Source organism: Parasphingomonas puruogangriensis, from assembly GCF_036663635.1.
Classification (GTDB): domain Bacteria; phylum Pseudomonadota; class Alphaproteobacteria; order Sphingomonadales; family Sphingomonadaceae; genus Sphingomonas.
Genome location: NZ_JAXOJI010000005.1, coordinates 34,987 through 53,089, shown reverse-complemented (window position 1 = coordinate 53,089; position 18,103 = coordinate 34,987). Strand labels below are relative to the sequence as shown.

General features: G+C 62.5%; 13 protein-coding genes and 1 pseudogene. 5 read left to right on the top strand and 9 right to left on the bottom strand.

Going from position 1 to position 18,103, the window contains the following annotated elements; genetic code table 11:
- Positions 1-86 precede the first annotated feature (86 nt).
- From U1739_RS13230 to U1739_RS13205, 6 genes are all read right to left on the bottom strand, one after another.
- Positions 87-824, bottom strand: coding sequence for a hypothetical protein (locus U1739_RS13230; protein ID WP_332708818.1), 738 nt, complete (start codon positions 822-824; stop codon positions 87-89).
- Position 825: 1 nt separating this feature from the next.
- A complete protein-coding gene (locus U1739_RS13225; protein ID WP_332708816.1) occupies positions 826-1,065 on the bottom strand; it encodes a DNA ligase-like domain-containing protein in 240 nt (79 codons plus the stop codon).
- Positions 1,066-1,182: 117 nt separating this feature from the next.
- Entirely contained in the window at positions 1,183-2,067 is an 885-nt protein-coding gene (locus tag U1739_RS13220; RefSeq protein ID WP_332708814.1) for an NAD(P)H-hydrate dehydratase, read from the bottom strand.
- The gene (locus U1739_RS13215; RefSeq protein WP_332708812.1) at positions 2,064-2,828 is read right to left on the bottom strand and encodes a histidine phosphatase family protein; all 765 of its coding nucleotides are present in this window, start codon (positions 2,826-2,828) and stop codon (positions 2,064-2,066) included. The genes U1739_RS13220 and U1739_RS13215 overlap by 4 nt, the downstream gene beginning before the upstream one ends.
- A gap of 338 nt (positions 2,829-3,166) precedes the next feature.
- On the bottom strand, positions 3,167-5,500 hold the full coding sequence (locus tag U1739_RS13210; RefSeq protein ID WP_332708809.1) for a TonB-dependent receptor: 2,334 nt from the start codon (positions 5,498-5,500) through the stop codon (positions 3,167-3,169).
- A 102-nt stretch (positions 5,501-5,602) separates the two neighbouring features.
- Entirely contained in the window at positions 5,603-7,855 is a 2,253-nt protein-coding gene (locus tag U1739_RS13205) for a putative bifunctional diguanylate cyclase/phosphodiesterase (protein ID WP_332708807.1), read from the bottom strand.
- A gap of 1,680 nt (positions 7,856-9,535) precedes the next feature.
- On the opposite strand from U1739_RS13205, the gene U1739_RS13200 reads away from it, so the two are divergent.
- On the top strand, positions 9,536-10,300 hold the full coding sequence (locus U1739_RS13200; protein ID WP_332708805.1) for a Crp/Fnr family transcriptional regulator: 765 nt from the start codon (positions 9,536-9,538) through the stop codon (positions 10,298-10,300).
- Positions 10,301-10,424: 124 nt separating this feature from the next.
- Here U1739_RS13200 and U1739_RS21210 read toward each other — a convergent pair whose 3' ends face one another.
- Positions 10,425-10,688 (bottom strand): DUF6894 family protein, encoded by a 264-nt coding sequence (locus U1739_RS21210; protein ID WP_443025570.1) that lies wholly within the window; start codon positions 10,686-10,688, stop codon positions 10,425-10,427.
- A gap of 170 nt (positions 10,689-10,858) precedes the next feature.
- Here U1739_RS21210 and U1739_RS21205 point away from each other — a divergent pair.
- The 4 genes and pseudogenes from U1739_RS21205 (at position 10,859) to U1739_RS13185 (ending at position 14,737) form a co-directional block, all read left to right on the top strand.
- Positions 10,859-11,316: pseudogene (locus tag U1739_RS21205) on the top strand (BLUF domain-containing protein).
- A gap of 295 nt (positions 11,317-11,611) precedes the next feature.
- Positions 11,612-12,331: a Crp/Fnr family transcriptional regulator gene (locus U1739_RS13195; protein ID WP_332708803.1), complete on the top strand. Its 720-nt coding sequence runs from the start codon at positions 11,612-11,614 to the stop codon at positions 12,329-12,331.
- A gap of 518 nt (positions 12,332-12,849) precedes the next feature.
- Entirely contained in the window at positions 12,850-13,536 is a 687-nt protein-coding gene (locus U1739_RS13190) for a hypothetical protein (RefSeq protein WP_332708801.1), read from the top strand.
- Positions 13,502-14,737, top strand: a complete 1,236-nt coding sequence (locus U1739_RS13185) for a hypothetical protein (protein ID WP_332708799.1) — start codon at positions 13,502-13,504, stop codon at positions 14,735-14,737. The genes U1739_RS13190 and U1739_RS13185 overlap by 35 nt, the downstream gene beginning before the upstream one ends.
- On the opposite strand, the gene cobA is transcribed toward U1739_RS13185, so the two are convergent.
- Positions 14,709-15,500, bottom strand: coding sequence for a uroporphyrinogen-III C-methyltransferase (gene cobA, locus U1739_RS13180; protein WP_332708797.1), 792 nt, complete (start codon positions 15,498-15,500; stop codon positions 14,709-14,711). The genes U1739_RS13185 and cobA overlap by 29 nt on opposite strands.
- The gene (locus tag U1739_RS13175) at positions 15,490-18,102 is read right to left on the bottom strand and encodes a molybdopterin-dependent oxidoreductase (RefSeq protein WP_332708795.1); all 2,613 of its coding nucleotides are present in this window, start codon (positions 18,100-18,102) and stop codon (positions 15,490-15,492) included. The genes cobA and U1739_RS13175 overlap by 11 nt, the downstream gene beginning before the upstream one ends.
- Position 18,103: the final 1 nt, after the last annotated feature.

The window sequence follows — 18,103 nt, the reverse complement described above, 5'->3', positions numbered from 1 at the left end:
CCCACGCTGAGCCGTGGTGATCGCCGACGGTGTTGCGGCCGGCGGAAGCGGCCACCAGTGGCGGCCGGCCGCCCGACCGCAGCGCTCTACCGGGTGGCGTGACCATGGAGCGCAAACACATCGCACCCCGTTTGGATGCATTCATGCCGGAGGCGGGCTGGGATCGGCGTGTCGAGCGCAGCGGGGCTGATTTCGGCGAACGAGTTGCTCCATCGTGCACTGCGCCGAGCTCTTGTCCGGACGCCACCGGAGTAACCGTGTGGTGTGGCGTGGCGGAACCGATTGTTGGTGACTTGATCATAGGCTTTCTCGACGACGCAATCACGGTTGACCGGCGTCCTTTGCTCGGATCGCGCGGTAGCCCAGCGGCTCGGGCCGCCCGGCGCTTTGCCTGAATAGCCGGCGCCGCCTGCCAATAGCCTAAAGCGTTCGAGCAGTACCGGGCGCTCGGCCGCGGCTATGCCCGAGGTAAAGCCGACGTGATCGAGCCGCCCCGCCTCGTTAATCAGGCCGAGTAGCAACAAGGCGATGCCACTGCCGTCGCCGTTGGTGCGATAGCGCCAACACGCAGTCGGCGCTGCGCACCTGCTTAATCTTGGCCATCGCGCGCTCGCCGCGCCGATAGGGCAGATCACGCCGCTTGGCGACGACACTATCAAGCGCACCGCCGGCACGCGCAAGCAGTCACCCGCGACTGCGGTGTCCTGCGTAATCGGCGAGAGCCGCAGCTGCCAATTGCCTTCGTAACGGTGAAAGCGCCCGAGCGCGGTGCGGCGCCGCGACAGCGGTTCGTGTTCGATCGCGCCGTCCGTCGTGGCGAGCATGTCAAACACAATCAGTTGCGCCGGCGTCTCGCGCGCACAAGCGGTCGATCAGACGGGCGGCAGGGTGGAGTGCCTGTAGTGCGCCGAACGACAGGCGTTCGGCGAGCGGCACGACAATCTCCCCGTCGATCACGAAGCGTGTCGTTTTGCATGCCAGGAGCAGCGCGACGAGCTCGGGAAAATAACAGCCGAGTGGCTTGCCAGATTTCGACCAGATTACGACCCCGTCGCCGTCACGCACGTCGATCGCAAAAGCCGTCCCAGTTAGGCTCGAACTGCCATTCCCGACCCTGAGGAAGCGCCGAGACAAGACGTGCCTCCCTGGGCGTAATGGCATCAGCAAGAGAGATCGGTTCCGTTATCGCTCCGTCGCGAGCAGCCGCGGCAGGGGCGACAAGAGATCGCGCGCAAGGAAGCCGATCGGGCCGATCGTGTCGGACGCGGCGCGCCCGGCTTCGCCGTGCAGCCACACGCCCCAGGCGGCGGCGACTAGGGGCGCCACGCCGCGCGCCAGCAGCCCGCCGATAACGCCGGCAAGCACGTCGCCCGACCCGGCGGTGCCAAGTCCCGGTGCCGCGCTCTGGTAGCCGAGCAACGCGCCCTGCCGGTCGGCGATGAGCGTTTCGCTCGATTTGAGCACGACGATCGCGCCGAAAGCAGCGGCGGCATTGCGCACCGCGGCGACCGGGTCCGCAGCGACGCTATCCTTGTCGATGCCCATCAGCGCGGCAAGTTCACCGTGGTGCGGCGTCATTACCACCGGGCCGGGATGCGCCCTGACCACGGCTTCGCAACCACGCATCGAAGTGAGTGCGCCGGCGTCGAGCAGCACTGGAGCCCTCGCCCCGGCCAGAGCCATCACCGCCGCAATCAGGTCGGCGGTATGCGGCCGCGGCATCATACCCGGGCCAAGCACCAACGCATCGCAGCTGTCGAGATGACGGTCGAGCATCGGCAGCGCGTCTGCGGCGATCTCGCCTTCCGCGTCTCCGGGTAACGCGATCGTCGCGGCTTCGGGGAAGGCTAACCCTAAGCCGATCGCTACTTGCGCCAACGTCGCCAGTTTCACCTTGCCCGCGCCGACGCGCAGCAGCGCCTCCCCGGTAAGCAGCAACGCGCCGGGCACGAACGCCGAGCCGCCCATCACCAGAGCTTGGCCGCGCGCATCCTTATCCTCGCCCTGACCGAGATTCGGCAGCGGGTGCGCGGCGCACCAGGCGGCGTCGATGCGTTGCAACGTCATGCTCGTGCGGCGACCGGCGCATCGGGTGCCTGGGTAACGGGGACGTCCTCGTCCTCCACCGGCACAACGTAATTGTAGCGCTCGAGCGCCAGCCGCCCGGACCTCCCGCTGCCCTGATCGCAGTGATATTCGGTGAGAGAGCAGTTGGCGACATCGCCCTCGCGATCGATCGCCAGGATCTCCTCCTCGTCGAGCGTCTCGATGATATAGCGCAGGCACAGCACGACGACTTGGTGCGCAACGATCAGCACGCGTTGGTCGGCGTGATGAAGCGACACCGTATCGAGCAACGAGCGCAGCCGCAGAATCACGTCGCACCAGCTCTCGCCGCCCGGCGGACGATGATAGAATTTACCCAGGATGCGGCGAAATTCGGCCTGTTCGGGCAACACGTTAGAGACGCCCGAGGTAGTCAGCCCGTCAAGGACGCCAAACTCCTTCTCGCGCAGCCGCTCGTCGCCGCATAACGGCACGTCTTCGTCGGCGAGGCCGCGCTGCTCGCGGATCAGGCGGGCGGTATCTTGTGCGCGCAGATAGGGCGAGACAAGAACAACATCTGGCCGTTCATTGGCGGGCAGCGCGGCGAACCACCGTCCAAGTGCCCGGGACTGATCCTCGCCGAGCGGGCTGAGCGGCACGTCGACGTCGCGCCCGTTGAGCGGGATACGGTCGATCGCAGCAGCGTGAGCGGCGTCGCGCGCGACATTGCCGGCGCTTTGGCCGTGCCGGACGATCCACAATTTTGCGGGCCAGCGGTTCATAATAGTAGCATTGCTCGCTTGTCTCCAATTCCACCGGGCCAACGCGAGATATTGGCCTGCCGTTCCCAATCCGAGCAGCTTAGACGCGAAAGTTGATCACGTTTCGAACGTAAACCGCCAATGCCACCGGAGCGATCCGTTGGGCTAAAGGATGCGCTCTTGCCGTACCGGCTGCCGTGTTTTCTTCAGCATCTGGTATTCGACGGGCGTTCGCCGCGGCCATGACAAGGCTGATACCACCAACCCACATTGCCAACGGCCGATGACCCGCCAGGCCGGTTCCGATAAAGAGAGCAGCTGTGCTACTGTCCAGCCGCGTCCTTTTGCGAATTCGACATTTACGGTGCTTGGCCGAAAATCCACCTTATGTTCAGTCCGGCGTTGCGCGGCTGCGCAACACCCCAGACATTCGCGGGGGTGAGGTCGCCGTTATTTTCGGCGCCACGATAATAGAGGCTGTCGAACACGTTTTCTACGTAGAGGTTGGCCTCCCAGCCTCCCATAGAGCGGTAGCCAAAGCGGACATTGGCCGTGGTGGAGCCTTGGCGCCGCGTTATACCACGCCAATCATAGGCTTGGCGGGCCTTGCCTTGGTAGGACCATTCCCCCGAAAGGTAGGCTTCATCCTCGCCGACCGGGTACCGAAACGTGGCAGTCCCACTCGACGCCCAGGTCGGGTTTGGCAAACCGCCGCAGTCGCGCAGCGTGCAATCCCGATCTCCGCGCTTCACCGTGCGCGTATAGGCGATATTGCCGTTTACGTCGAAATAGCGGCTAGGTCGCAGCGTTGCCTGCGCCTCGACGCCATAGCCATGGACTCGGCCAACGTTGATGACGCGCTGCGTGCGGCTGGCTGTGTCGAAGAACACGGTCTGTAGATCGCTGTAGACGTAGTGAAAGCCGGTCACGTCAAACTGAAGCATACGGTCTAGCACCGCGCCCTTGATGCCAACTTCCTTGCTCCACACCGTCTCTGGCTCGAAGGCGTCGGGTTGCGTACCCGCCGGCACCTGCCCATAATCCTCAACTGGCGATGGTGCGTTGACGGTGAATGAGCCGAACCCGCCCGCCTTGTAGCCCCGCGTTACGCTGGCATAGATGCTGAGATCTGGACGCGGTTCGTAGCGCACGAAGAAGCGTGGGGTGAGCCCCTGCCATGACCTCGCCCGCTCCACAAACCCGTTGGTATAGTAGGTGAAGGTCCAAATATTCCCGAGCGTGCTATCGCTGGGCAGGACATTTAGCGCGAACTTTTTGCGATCCCACGTGTAGCGCAGGCCTACGCCAAGTTGCAGCTTCGGCAGCGGCCGATAGTTTGCGTCAGCATATGCCGACAGGCCGGTATTGACGGTGCGTGCATGGTTGATGTCCACCAAGATTCCGCCAGGGGCGGTCAAATAGGCGATGCCGTAAAGGTCCTGGGTGAGCTCCTCGCAACCGGCGTAACCGTAACCGGCGAGGCAAACCGCACTTTCGCTGGCTTCGTTGGTAAACTGGGCGCGAACTTTCTCACGGTACCCGGACAAGCCGAATGACCAGGTCAATGGGCGGCCGCCGGGCGAGACCAGCCGCAGTTCCTGGCTTGCATAGCTACCATTCTGGTTCTGGGTATAGTTGCCGAGCAGCAGAGATGTCCCATCATAATCCTCAGAATAGAAGAACTTATGGCTGCGGTGCGCGCTGATCGAGGTGACCGTTGCGAAGCCGAGATCCAGATCGGCCTGCATGTTGACGCTAAGGATGGAACCGTCATCGCGCGGATTAACAAGGTCGGTATCGACGTCATCAGGGCCACCGCGGACGACGATCTCGGTGTCGAGCGCCTGCTCTAGCGTATCGAGCACTTCGCGGTCGTCATTGGACGCGCGGTAAGGCGTGCCGTCCTGTCGGCGTCGCTCATACTCGCCTGTGACCACAATGCGCAGAGGACCGTTGTCGTACAGTAAAGATCCTCGCCCAGCCCACTTATTCTCCGCCATCAGGCGATCATTCGTCTCCTGCGTGAACGCGTTATCAACCCAGCCGTCGGAGTCTGTATGATAGCCAGCGACGCGCAAAGCCCAATGCTCGCCAAGCGGCAAGTTGACGGCGATTTCCGCCTCTTTCCGGTCGCTCTGTCCGTAACCCAGGTAGACATGACCGCCGAATGCCCCAAGCTTTGGCTTATTGGTGACAACGCTGATCGCCCCGGAAATAGCGTTTCGGCCAAACAAAAATCCTTGCGGCCCGCGTAGCGCTTCGGCGCGCTCGACATCGTACAGCGACGTCACGACGCTGCCGGTGCGGCCCTGGTAGACCCCGTCTTTGAACACGCCGACTGACGGATCGCCACCGATGCCATAGTCGTTGGAGACGATGCCGCGAACGGCGAGCTGGTCAATAAAGCTGTCATCGGAATTGCCCGAGAATCCCGGCGTGTAGGTTATCAGATCCTTGATGTCGTCGAGCTTTCGGTGAACGATCGCGCTCTGACTGATCGCGGTAATCGCCAGCGGCGTCTCAACAATTGATTGAGCGCGGCTCTGTGCCGTTACAGTGATTTCCTCGCTCTCGGTTGCTTCGACGGGGGCTGGGGGTGCCGCTTCCTGCGCTAGGACGGGCGCCACGGGGCAGGCTGCGAATAGAGCTGCCAGAACCAGGGTGGGACGCGAATGGGGGACGTTGATCGGCATGTATCGGCGGATGCGCCAAAAGCGTAAGGTTCGGATTAATTCTCAGGGGCGGCAGTAATTTAGACGCCGCGACAGACCCCGACACAGGCCCGCATGTCATGCTTATATCGAGGCTTCCTCGGCATTGAGCGGATCGAAGGCGCTGGCCGTTTCTGGAAGGCCAAAGATTGAATCGATGGCCGACGCCGGCATCGGCCGGGCAAGGAAGAAACCCTGGAGCGAGTTGCAGCCGACCTGTGACAAGAAAGCACTCTGCTTCATTGTTTCCACGCCTTCCGCAGTGATCTTCAAGCCGCTGGCCTTGGCAAGGTCGACAATCGCCTGGATGATAGGACTTCCCTCCTCGTCGGCGCCGATCGCGCTCACGAAAGAGCGGTCTATCTTAAGCCGGTCAACGGCGAAGTTCTGAAGGTGCGTGAAGGAGGAGTAGCCCGTTCCAAAGTCGTCGAGCGCGAGCTTGACGCCACGCTGGCGTAAAGCAATTAAGTTGGGCTGGCAGTTGGCAGCATTTTCGATGAAGCTTGTCTCGGTGATTTCTAGCTCAAGCCGCGACGGATCCAGACCGGACGCATCGAGCACCGCCATCACCCGATCGAAAAAGTCCGAATTGCGCAGTTGAACGGCGGAGACGTTGACCGAGATCGTATCGATTGGCCAGTGAACGGCCGCGCGGCATGCCTGTTCCAGCACCCATTCGCCCAGCTGCTCGATCAGGCCAACCTGCTCCGCGATCGGTATGAACATCGCAGGGGATATCATGCCGTACTGGGGATGATGCCACCGCACTAGCGCTTCCGCCCCGGTGACTGCACCCGTCCGACCTGAATATAGTGGCTGATAATAGACCTCGAGCTGGTTTCCGCGTTCGAGTGCGGTTCGTAGGCTGTCCTCGATCCCCCTGCGTCGCTGGATGCTGGCATCCATTCCTTCCGCAAAAAACGTATAGCGGCCCTTGCCCGCTGCCTTGGACTCATACAGGGCGATATCCGCCTTACGTGTAAGTTCGCTGCGCTCTGCAGCGTCAGATGGTCCCATAGCGATGCCGAGGCTGATGCCGACCCTTGCCTGGCTGCCCGCGATCTCGAACGGTACGTCGATCGCCTCGATGATTCGCATGCACAGGATCTCAGCCGCAGCCGGCGTGTCGATATCGCATTGAACGATCGCGAACTCGTCGCCGCCAATCCTGGCGACTAGATCAGTTGACCGGACAGTTGCGGCCAAGCGCCTTCCGACCTCCTGGACCAACTCGTCCCCGGCTGGGTGACCGAGCGTGTCGTTGACGGTTTTGAAGCCGTCCAGATCGAGATATAGCAACGCTACAAATTGGGAGGGGCCTCGTATGCCGGCGAGTTCGTGCGCCAGCCGATCCTCGAACATTGCACGATTTGGCAGGCCGGTAAGCGGATCGTGAAACGCAAGGTGCTGCGCCTGGGCCTCGCTTGCCTCTAGTGCCAAGGTACTCCGACGTACGTGACGCAACAGTACCGTCACTACTGTGATGATGACCAACAGAGCGAGCACTAGCAGTGGCGCGACCCGCCTCATCATGAGTGATCCAGGACGAAAAGGCACCCAGGTGAGATAGCCCAACCGCTGCCCAGACGTATTCGTAAGGGCGACACCCTTTCGCTGTTCAGCAGGCGCGAATCTTGAGAAGGTCGCCCTATCTAGCTGATACTGCTCGGCTAATTGGTGGACGAAAGTGCCGTCGATATAGCGAACGCTGATGTGAAGGAATGCCGCGCCCGGGTCTTGCTCCACCTTGCCGGTATCGGCCAAGATCGGCTTCACGCTGACGATAGCGGGATGGCTCGCTACGACGCCGAGGTCGATCGCGCCCGGGGACCGTACCGATGTGCTCACGTCACCGGGCGAAGGATGCCTAAGCTTGCGGCGCAGCTGTTCGATCAGCGGCATTGCCATCGATCGAATATCTCGATCGTATGTAATCAGCGGGACCCGCCGACCAGCACGCATTCCGTAGATCGGGCGGCCGTTCGGATCGACGAGAAAGACCTCATCGTGATTGTAATAGCTGTATAGCCACACCCCCAAGTTGGCATCGATCCAATCCAGATCCAGAACGGGTTTACGAACTTCACGCACCGCATCGTCCCAGATGGTGCTCGACTCCTGATCATGAGCGGTACGAGCGATGCTCTGCGCGAGCACGGTAGCGACCAATTTCTGCTGACGGTGCGTAGCAAGATAGTCTGCTTGACGGGCCGACAACAGCATAAGAGCGGCAACTATCACCGCCACGATCAAAACCGCGGCGACCGTTGGTGCGATGATCCGGACGACATAGCGCCGCCCTGCCCCCCCACGAGATTTTTGCGCTAGAGCGGCCATGACAGCTCCCTGGCATAGGAGAGTTAAGGAGCTGTTGCCACGCTAACTTAGCGGCAAATGGACTCATACATTTTTAGACATAAGTTAGGCTCGCGGCCGAGCATATAATGTAAACTGCTACGGCTGTTCATGAGCTAGAATGGCTGGTTTCGCGGCGGTTGCTTAACGGCTAGTCGCGCCCGCTTAACCTCTCGTTGTCACGTGCGAAACTGGGGCCGTGCTCCAGTCAAGTCGCGCGTTGCCGGTGGGCAACCGACGACCGTGCCGGTCCGGCATTACTTAGGGAGGCGGCGCGCCTGATGTCGCTGCTTGCGGGCGAAGGGGCAACTGGCGAATGGACGGTGCCGAGCTGGAGAAGGCGATTGCTGTGCATGCGGTCGCAAAAGCGCGTTCGAGCATGATGCTAGAACGCGGTTAACCCACTTCCGCTGGAACGATGTGATTCAACGGCGCTTTCATTGGCAACAACCGGGGGATACAGTGCGGTCTCGTGATGCTCAGGTGCTATTTCCGCGTGCTCAGCCTCGCTGCAAGGTCTTCTTTCCAACGCAAATGCTGAACGATCGAAACCCGGTGCGCATCCACCTGCTTAATGTATCTCCAGGGGAGCGCTCGTGTCTCTGGTGACGCCAACCGAGCCAGGGCGCACCGTTGCAATCGGCTACGGCCGAGCCGCAAAAGTCGCGACTGTCGTATGGGTGTTGGGCCTTCGTGCTGGCGTAGAGTTTCGCATACCCTTCACCGATACGCAGCTAAACCAATTTATCGCCGACCATGAAAACACAGCGGGGGAGGCGACTTCGCGCATGTGGCGGCCAGCTGGTAGCGCAGCGTGCACGCGTTGATCGGCAGCGATGCACGTGCACGCTAAGTCCAGTAAGCTGCACCAAATTGATGCATCATCACCTGCAATCTCGCGTCTGACGTGCCGCGGACGTAGGCCGGCAATGACAAACCTGATGCATAGTGAACGGGCGCCGAGTGCTGTCCGAGGTGGATCGGCACCCGTTCAATGCGGGCGACGATCATGCGACCGGTACCACCCCGTTGGCATAAGCCCGAAGCATGTATCTGCCGTTAACGCTGTGCGGAGAATGCCGGCTTGAAATGCGCTGGATGCCGAGCGCTCCTCGGACACGGACCTGCCCGACGATCTGAAACGCAGTTACTCGTCCGCTTATTCTGTAGGCCCTTGGCCACGCCCGTATCCATACACCTATAAACTAACCAGCAGAAGGACGACCTCAACTCGAGCTAGAAATTAATACAACATCTCGTGATTCCGCGATTCAAGCGCTTCGCTAGCAGAAAAATGCTCGCAACCCGTTGAGACGGTGGGAATGTTCATTGCCGGTTAGCAGAAGCCAATTGCGGCGTCCCCGATTTGCGGACATTCCGCAACCGCGCAAAGGCCTCTCGTGACCCGTGCAAATCGCCTTCGCAATAGCCGCCTGTTGCCGAGGTCAGGCTCGACTGATCTGATGAGGGCGGTCGAAAATTCTGAGGTGCCTCCTCGTTAGCCGGCCTCAAGCTGAAAAACACGCGCGGGCAGATAATCGGCCGCAAGTAGACTTAGATCTATTACATCAGATGGCTTGCTCGGATAGGCTGCGTCTGTCGTCGGCCGCCTTCGGAACCCATACTAGGAGTGTTCGCGCTCTCGTCAACCTGGAGCGCTCGATGCCTATCTCATGCCACCCTGCTCTGTTAACGTTCCTGGATCGGCTCCTGCTTCGTTCTGCGCTGAGTGAAAAAGAACAGCAAGCGGTGCTCAAACTACCGAGCAAGGAACAGAGCTTCAAGGCGCGGCGCGATGTCGTTTTGCCCGGCGACGCTGTTAACACCATATGTATCGTCGCCAGCGGCGTCGTGGGCCGTTTCGAGCAAACGAGAGACGGCAGCCGGCAGACCACTGCCTTCTACATCTTGGGCGATGCCTGCGACCTCCATTCTTTAGTTGCCCCTATAGCCGGATCGGGCATCACCGCTCTGAGCGATTGCGTGATCCTTCGCATCAGCCACGAAGACTTGTGGGCCGCCACAGATCGGTACCCTAATTTAGCGATCGCTTTGTGGCGAGACACGATCGTCGATGCGTCAATACTTGCGCAGTGGGTCGTGAACGTGGGCCGCAGAGATGCACAGGCGCGCGTGGCACATTTGTTTTGCGAGATGGGAATGCGCGCAGAGCATGCGGGACTCGGTCTGCGTGAGCGGTACGATCTACCCGTCACCCAAGTGCGGATTGCAGAATCGTTGGGATTGACCCCGGTGCACGTAAACCGGATGCTGCAGGGCCTTCGCGACGCAGGCGCAGTCTCGATGAAGAATTCTGTCGTCGAAGTCCACGACTGGAAGCTGCTGGCGTCGATCGCCGATTTCGTCCCCACCTTTCTGCTTTATCCGGAGCCAACGTATGCGCCAAAACTCCGGCATTCGGCTTAGTTTCCGGCTCGCAAGCCGCTTTCAAGCACGCTGAGCTTCGGCCCGTCATGCCGAGGAAGCGCGAAGCACTTGACCTTAGGCGCAGTTGCTTTTTTGCAAGCCCGATATAATCGCCGGGCATAGGTCAGGTGACATTAAATGCCGACGCGCTTGTCAACGTAATGGCGTGGGCGAAGGGGACAGTGAGAACGATAGTTCCCGTCTTATCAATTATAACAATGGTTCGTCGGAGGCAGACCGGATCGCCGTCTCGAACCTCCCCGGCAAGAATGTCACGGGCTGCCACCAACGCCATTGTGCGGGCAGCGCCCAAAGTTGGCAGGTCGACGCCCTCATCATCAAACAGGTCATCTTCGCCTGGCTCACATAAGTTGAATCGAAATAACATTGGCATGAAGTAGCATCGGACAACGCTAGATAGTTATCCTAGATTAATAACAATCGTATATTTCTGTCTCTCCCCTCCTTTTGCTGTTCCGGCGGTGGCACCATCGACTACACATTTGTCGGTTTTTAGCGACTGATCCGGGCCAAGGACGATGCCCATAGGACCCTCTAATGTCGCGAGGGTGCGAGGAGCGGAGTGGAATGCGACAAGTCCTCTACGTGAGTTGGAGTACAAAGCCTGGCGATTCAGCCGATCTGGTAGGCATCCTACGACAATCTCGGCGTAACAACGTAACAGACGGTATCACCGGCATCTTTGGTCAGATGAACGTCGCTTTCTGCAGGTACTTGAGGGGCCGCGCGCGAGCGTCGCGCTGACCGTGGCGCGGATCGTTGCCGATCGGCGCCACCATTCCCTGACCGTGCTAGTAGATAACCCTATCCGGCGGGTTGAGTTTGGGAGACGGGCGATGACGCACCGGAGAACAAGCGAGCAGCCTGATACCTATAATGCGCAGATGGCACTGGCGTTGTCGAAGGGGCCTCCCGCTATCCGCAAACACTTCTACTCATTGCTCACCGTGGAGTCCCCAAGCCTAACACAACGCGATAGCGCCGCATCGCGCTAAAAATCGACCTACTTTAGGCGTCCGGGTTGGGTCGCTTGCCCTCCTGAACTCCCCGGCCCGCACCATTTGACACCGAACTATAGTTTTCGGCAGTAGATCCTTAGCGGAAGGGAGATCACGCTATGTTCGATGACCAGGATAAAGCTTATTTTGCCTGCCGGGCCGAGGCTGAGCGCGCGCGGGCGGAAGCCGCGACTGATGAAGCTATAGGACTAATACACATGCAGATCGCCACCGAATACGAGCGCCGGGCCCAGGGCGAAATGCCCCGTCCAATCTCGCGAATCCAACGGTCGTGATCGACCGCCATCTGTCGAAGCTACGAGCGCGGGATGACATTTCGGAAGACGAGGAGCGGGCCATTCGCGACGCGATTTCTGACTATCGCGACATTCCCGCTGATCGCACGGTGATCCGCCCTAACGTGGAGCTGGATCACTGCACTTTGCTGCTCGAAGGCTGGCTTTGCCGGTACAAGGACGTGCGCAGCGGTGAGCGCCAGATCACGGAGTTGCACTTGCCAGGTGACTTCGTCGACCTGCACAGTTTTACACTCAAGCATCTCGATCATGCCGTGATGTCGTTAACGCCAGCCCGGTTGGCTACCATGCCTCACGACAACCTCCGCCGCATCACCGAGCAACTCCCGCATCTCACCCGAGTCTACTGGTTCACCACGAACCTTGACGCTGCAATCCATCGCGAATGGGAGGTATCGCTCGGCCGTCGGAGCGCGCGGGCCAGGCTCGCCGCGCTGTTTTACGAACTGCTTTTGCGCCTGCAAGTCGTCGGCATGGCGGACGAGGCGAGCTACGATTTGCCGCTAACCCAATTCGATCTCGCCGACTGCGCAGGGTTAACCGCTGTGCATGTTAATCGCGTGCTGAAAGATCTGCGCAACAGTGGCTTAGTCACATTTCGCGAAAGCCGGGTGACGATTCACGATCTGCCCGGTCTGCGATATGCCGGGGAATTCGATCCGGGCTATCTTTATTTGGATCGACGACACCGCTGACCCCGCCAATGGTCATGCTGTTCCGGCGCCCGATTCAGGTTCTACAGAGCAATAGGAACAAGGATGGCGGCGCCAGCGGATCGCTTTTTTCTCGATCAATGAACCGGAAACCTGCCGTTTGGTACAAGGCTCCCGTGAGGTTGTCGGCACGGTGCGCGGTATCGATCCGCAAACCGGCCAATATTTAGAGGACCGCAACGCGATACCGCCAGCTGCGATCCTCTGGGCTGAATAAAAGGCAGCCTGCCGCTCCCCGCCGTCAACAGCAGCCACCGCTTACCACCCGGCAATGCCGTTCAGCCGCCAAGGTGGCCTGCCCATAACCGGCCATTTGCCGAAATGAACGAATGGCGGAAGTTGGGAAGCGCGAAGCGCAGCGTGAATGACGGGGGTTGGGTCATCCGCGCAAAGCTCCGAACGCATGTAATGCTGGCAGATGGTAGCGCAGCTAGTACCTGACCTCCGGGCCGGCGTCGCGCATCTGCTAGCAAATGCCGGGCGTGGGGTTATGGGGGCGCATGAATTTCCTCTACGCCCTGACCCTAGCCGCGACACTCCAGTACGCGGACAACACCAATAGCGGTCCCGCGGACACATCCGAGGTCGACGCCATAAACTGCCGCCTCGACGTACCTGGCTACATGCAGTTCGCCATGGCGATTGATGGCGAGGAGAAGCTCGCGCAAAAGCGCCACTGGAAACGGATCGCCTCGCGCAACGCGTTCATGAACGAATATGAGCTGCCGCAACCGATCACGGTCGCCGGCACCTACAGCACCCGCCGGATCGCCTTCACCGGTAACGCGATCCTCGCGATTCTTGACTTGGCCGACCCGACCACGGTTGCGCGTTCCGAGCAGGTCGACAACGCCATGTCCGCCGAACCAATGATCGACGCGCTCGTCGCGACCGGCAAGATGACCCGCGCGCAGGCTGAGGCCGCGGTCCCGTTCCGCAAGTTCCTGGGCGAGCGCATCGTGAAGGGTGTCACCGAGCCTGCCGGGACGGACAAAAGCTACGGCAGCCATATGATCGTAGCGCGGACTATCTCCAACGCCACGACGCATCCCGGTAAAACCTTCTACGGCTGCAGCTATCGGTTTGAGATGCTCGACGAGGACGGAACGCCACTTTGGCCTGCTAGGGCACCGCATCGCCGCCGCCTGGCTGATGGTGATCGCACCGGCAGCTGCGGTCGCACATGAGTCTAGGCTGGACAGCTTCATCGGCACGCTGTCGATCGAGCGGGGCGAGGTCATCTCCACGCGTTGCGACCTGGGCAACTCGCGCTATGTGCTCCGCGATGCGACCGGCGCGCAGGCAGTGACGCGCTACCGCGCATACGGCAAGCCTGCCTATGCGGACGTGATGGCGAGCTACAGCGACGAGGGGAGCCGCAACAGCTGCCACCTGCGCGACGCGCTCGACGCGCTAAGCCAACCCGGAGCGGCGAATCTGAAGGAGGCGCCCGCCAACCGGCCTATCGCGGGCAGTAGCGCCACGCAGGGCACGCTGGTCGGCCATTATTATCTCACGGGCGTGATGGAGACCGGATCGGAGCTCCTGCTGCGCCCTGACGGGCTGTTCGACTGGTCGCTGAGTTATGGCACGGTGGATCAGGAGGCACAGGGCGCCTGGCACGTCGAGCGTGACGAGGTCGTCCTCGTCACGTCCGCCCCAAGCGCGCGGGCGCCGCTCTTCTCGTATCTCTCGACCGGGCCGTGGACAGTTGAGGCGGAGCGTGAGCGTGGCGAGCGCAAGCGCAGCGCGATCGAGGCCGCAGTCCGTGTACGCTGCCCGATCTTTCCAGAGCCCCAAGTCATGACGACGTCGCTGACGCTTGGCGAAGCCGCCGCAGCGCCCATTCTCCAGGAGCGCGCCGCCACGGCCTTACGCGCTGCGACGGCCTCGCGGACGACCGTCGAAACGCTGGCGGCGCGCCTGATGTCGGTTCCCGCGGCGTCGGGTACCAAACTGCCGGGCGCAGATGAGGTGCGACAGTCCATGTCCGACTGGCTGGTGGCCCGCAACGCCGCACTCCAGGCGGCCCACGACGCTGGCATGGTAACACCCGCGCTTACCGATCCGGTGTTACCTGCGGCGTGCACCATGCCGGCGGACGAGCCGATCACGGACAAGCCCGGCGCGTTGCCCCCCGGGCTTGGAATCCAGATCCTCGATCCGGAGTCCGGGCACCCGGCGCGCGGCATAACTGTGGCCGTGCGCTTTGCCGACGGCGCGGAGCAACAGCTGGTGACCGACGCGGAGGGCTTCGCGCTTGCTTCGGGCGACGCGACCGCGAACGCGGTGGGCGCGACGATGCAAGCTAAAGCGTCGTCGGGCGGCGACGCGGATGCGAATCGAGATCAACGTGGCCTCATGGTTGACCGTCACAAGCGACACTGACTGGTCCGGAAGCCCAACCGCGTTCAACGCGTCCAGCCGCGACCGCCTCGCCGATCAGGAGCAGCGACGGAGCGCTATCGCTGATCGTCTCGACGAGGAACGCTAACGCTGAAAGTCGCCCGCGCACAATGCGCTCGGTGGGAAGCGACACGTTCACCGCGACCATCACCGGCGTGTCGGGCGCGCGCCCGGCTGCGATGAGCTTGTGCGCCACTTCGCCCGCCGCCGCCCGCCCCATATAGATTGCGAGCGTTGCATCGGGGGCGGCCAGGGCAATCCAGTCGAGTTCGAGCGCTTCGCCGGCGCGGGCATGCGCGGTGACAAATGTGAGCTTGCGGGCGACCCCGCGCAGTGTCAGCGACGCCCCGCCCGCGGCCGCGGCGGCGCTGGCGGCGGTGATGCCCGGACAGATCCTGACCGCAACGCCGTGCCCCGTGAGTTGTTCGATTTCCTCGGTCGAGCGCCCGAAGATCGAAGGGTCGCCGCCCTTGAGGCGCACGACCCGTTTGCCGGCGAGAGCAGCGGCGGCCAGCAGCTGGTTGATCGAACGCTGGTCCTTCGAATGGCGGCCGGAGCGTTTGCCCACCCCGACGCGCTCGGTGCCGCGCGGGATCAGCGCGAGGATCGCCGGGCCGACCAGGGCGTCGTAAAACACGATGTCGGCTGCGGCGATCAGCCGTTCTGCCTTGCGCGTCAGCAGTTCGGGGTCTCCAGGGCCGGCGCCGACCAACCAGACCGACCCGGGCGGGAAATCATGCGGCATGGATCGATCCTTCGCTGGCGAGCAGTTTGGCGAGCGCCGGGCGGCACGAGCCGCAATTGCTGCCCGCGCCGAGTGCGGCGCCGATCGCCGCGACATCTGCCAGGTGCTGCTCGGCAATTGCACTGAGGATGGTATTCAGCCCGACATCGAAACAGGCGCATACGATCGGCCCGCGATCGACCTGTACGCCTGGTGCGCATCCGGCGAGCAAGGTTGGCGCAGCAACCGCTTCGCTGAGTTGCGCCACCAGCCAGTCGCGTGGCGGCAGGGTGCCGTCGCGGGTGACGAACAGCACCGCGGCGAGCCGGCCGCCGCTCAGGATGGCGATCCGGCGGCTGCCCCGCGCCGCATCGATCGCCTCGAGCCGCTGGCCCTTGGGCAACAACGTCTCCAGCCGCTCAGGATCACCGTCCCCAGCCAGATCCCAGGCGGTGCCGCAGGGCACGGCGATGCGCGTTGCCCACAGGCAGTCGGGCATTGTATCCAGCTCATCGCGCACGATGGCGAAACCGCGCCATGCGCTGGTAACCGGCTCGATCCGCGCCGGGGTCAGCTTGAAGCCAGGTTGGCCGGAGATCGGATCGGCGAGCGGGCGGGGCAGCAGGCCGGCGCGACCGCCGCGCGCGGTGCGATCGGTCCAATGGATCGGCACGAACAGGTCGCCGGCGCGCTCGGTCGCCACCACGCTGGCGCGAAACACGCTGTCGCCCTGCGGCGTGATGACACGCGCCAAGCCGCGATCGGCGATGCCCAGCCGCGCGGCATCGTCGGGATGGATCTCGACCAACGGTTCTTCGCGGTGGCGCGCCAGCTTGGGCGACAGGCCGGTGCGGGTCATGCTATGCCAATGATCGCGGTAGCGGCCGGTGTTGAGCGTCATCGGCCAATTTACGAGCCGCGCGGCGACCGGCTTCTGGACCACCGATACGAGGCGCGCGCGGCCATCGGCGGTCGGGAAGCGGCCGTCAGCGAACGGCGACCCGCCCCAGCGGAACGGGGCCATCGCGTCATAGGCAGCATTGCCCATCGCCGCGTGCCCGGGCAGCGCGAACAGCCGGCCGCCGGGGGCCCCCGCGCCGGCATTCTCATAGGTCGACAGGCGGCAATGCTCGCGCCAGATATCGGCCGCGCGATCATAAGCGAAGGCGGTCTTCCAGCCCATGCGCCGGGCGACCTGCGTGACGATCCACCAATCGGGTTGCACCTCACCCGGGGCAGCGAGGAAAGCGCGCTGCCGGCTGATCGTGCGGTCCGAATTGGTCACCGTGCCGTCCTTCTCGCCCCAGGCCGCGGCGGGCAGGCGGACATGCGCGTGGCGCGACGTGTCGGTATCGGCGATCACGTCCGACACCACGACGAACGGGCACCCCGCCAGCGCCTCGCGCACCGAGCCGGCATCGGGCATCGATACGGCGGGGTTGGTCGCCATCACCCAGAGCGCCTTGATCCGGCCATGGCCAAGCTCGCGGAACAGATCGACCGCCTTCAGGCCCGGCTTGGCCGCCATGTTGGGCGCGGCCCAGAAGCGGCCGACGCGCGCGACGTTCTCGGGCGTGAAATCCATATGCGCGGCGAGGCTGGAGGCGAGCCCGCCGACCTCACGCCCGCCCATCGCATTGGGCTGTCCGGTGATCGAGAAGGGCGCGGCGCCTGGCTTGCCGATGCGCCCGGTGGCAAGGTGTAGGTTGGTGATCGCATTGACCTGATCGGTGCCCGACAGCGACTGGTTCACGCCCTGGCTGAACATCGTCACGGTGCGCGGATGCGCGGCAAACAGTTCGAAAAAGCGCCTAAGGTCTTGCGGCGCCACATCGCAGGTGCGCGCCACCGACCACAGGTCGCTTCCCTCTCCAACCCCGTCCCAGAAATCCTCCGGAGTCGCGACATGCGCCGCGAGATACGCGTGATCGACCACACCCTCATCGTGGCACCACGCGAGCAGGCCATTCATCAGCGCGACATCGGTGCCCGGGCGGATTGCCAGATGCAGATCGGCCTCGTCTGCGGTCTCGGTGCGACGGGGGTCGATCACCACCAATTTAGCGCCGGCCGCGCAACGCGTGCGGATGCGCTGATAGACGATCGGGTGGCACCAGGCGGTGTTTGACCCCACCAGCACGAAAAGATCGGCGGCATCGAGATCGTCATAGCTGGCGGGCACGACATCTTCGCCGAACGCGCGATTGTGCCCGGCCACCGCGCTGGCCATGCACAGACGCGAATTCGTGTCGATATTGGCCGAGCCGATAAAGCCCTTCATCAGCTTGTTGGCGACGTAATAATCTTCGGTGAGCAGCTGGCCCGACACATAGAAGGCAACGCTGCTGGGGCCATGCTGCGCGATCGTGTCGCGGAAGCGCTTGGCGACGAGGTCGAGCGCCTTGTCCCAACTCGCCCGGCGCTGGCCGATCATTGGCGTGAGCAGACGCCCCTCGAGCCCGATCGTTTCGCCGAGATGCGTGCCTTTGGAACAGAGCTTGCCGGCGTTGGCCGGATGTTCGGGATCGCCCGCGATCGACGCGCTGCGCTCGCCGGTCGGCGTCGCGAGAATGCCGCAGCCGACGCCGCAATACGCGCAGGTGGTGCGGACGGGGGCGTTCACC

What these genes read in the sequence shown, in the direction of transcription:
- U1739_RS13230 (WP_332708818.1), bottom strand. Translation starts at nt 824, where the DNA reads ATGCTCGCCACGACGGACGGCGCGATCGAACACGAACCGCTGTCGCGG.
- U1739_RS13220 (WP_332708814.1), bottom strand. Translation starts at nt 2,067, where the DNA reads ATGACGTTGCAACGCATCGACGCCGCCTGGTGCGCCGCGCACCCGCTG.
- U1739_RS13215 (WP_332708812.1), bottom strand. Translation starts at nt 2,828, where the DNA reads ATGAACCGCTGGCCCGCAAAATTGTGGATCGTCCGGCACGGCCAAAGC.
- U1739_RS13210 (WP_332708809.1), bottom strand. Translation starts at nt 5,500, where the DNA reads ATGCCGATCAACGTCCCCCATTCGCGTCCCACCCTGGTTCTGGCAGCT.
- U1739_RS13205 (WP_332708807.1), bottom strand. Translation starts at nt 7,855, where the DNA reads ATGGCCGCTCTAGCGCAAAAATCTCGTGGGGGGGCAGGGCGGCGCTAT.
- U1739_RS13200 (WP_332708805.1), top strand. Translation starts at nt 9,536, where the DNA reads ATGCCTATCTCATGCCACCCTGCTCTGTTAACGTTCCTGGATCGGCTC.
- U1739_RS21210 (WP_443025570.1), bottom strand. Translation starts at nt 10,688, where the DNA reads ATGTTATTTCGATTCAACTTATGTGAGCCAGGCGAAGATGACCTGTTT.
- U1739_RS13190 (WP_332708801.1), top strand. Translation starts at nt 12,850, where the DNA reads ATGAATTTCCTCTACGCCCTGACCCTAGCCGCGACACTCCAGTACGCG.
- U1739_RS13185 (WP_332708799.1), top strand. Translation starts at nt 13,502, where the DNA reads ATGGTGATCGCACCGGCAGCTGCGGTCGCACATGAGTCTAGGCTGGAC.
- cobA (WP_332708797.1), bottom strand. Translation starts at nt 15,500, where the DNA reads ATGCCGCATGATTTCCCGCCCGGGTCGGTCTGGTTGGTCGGCGCCGGC.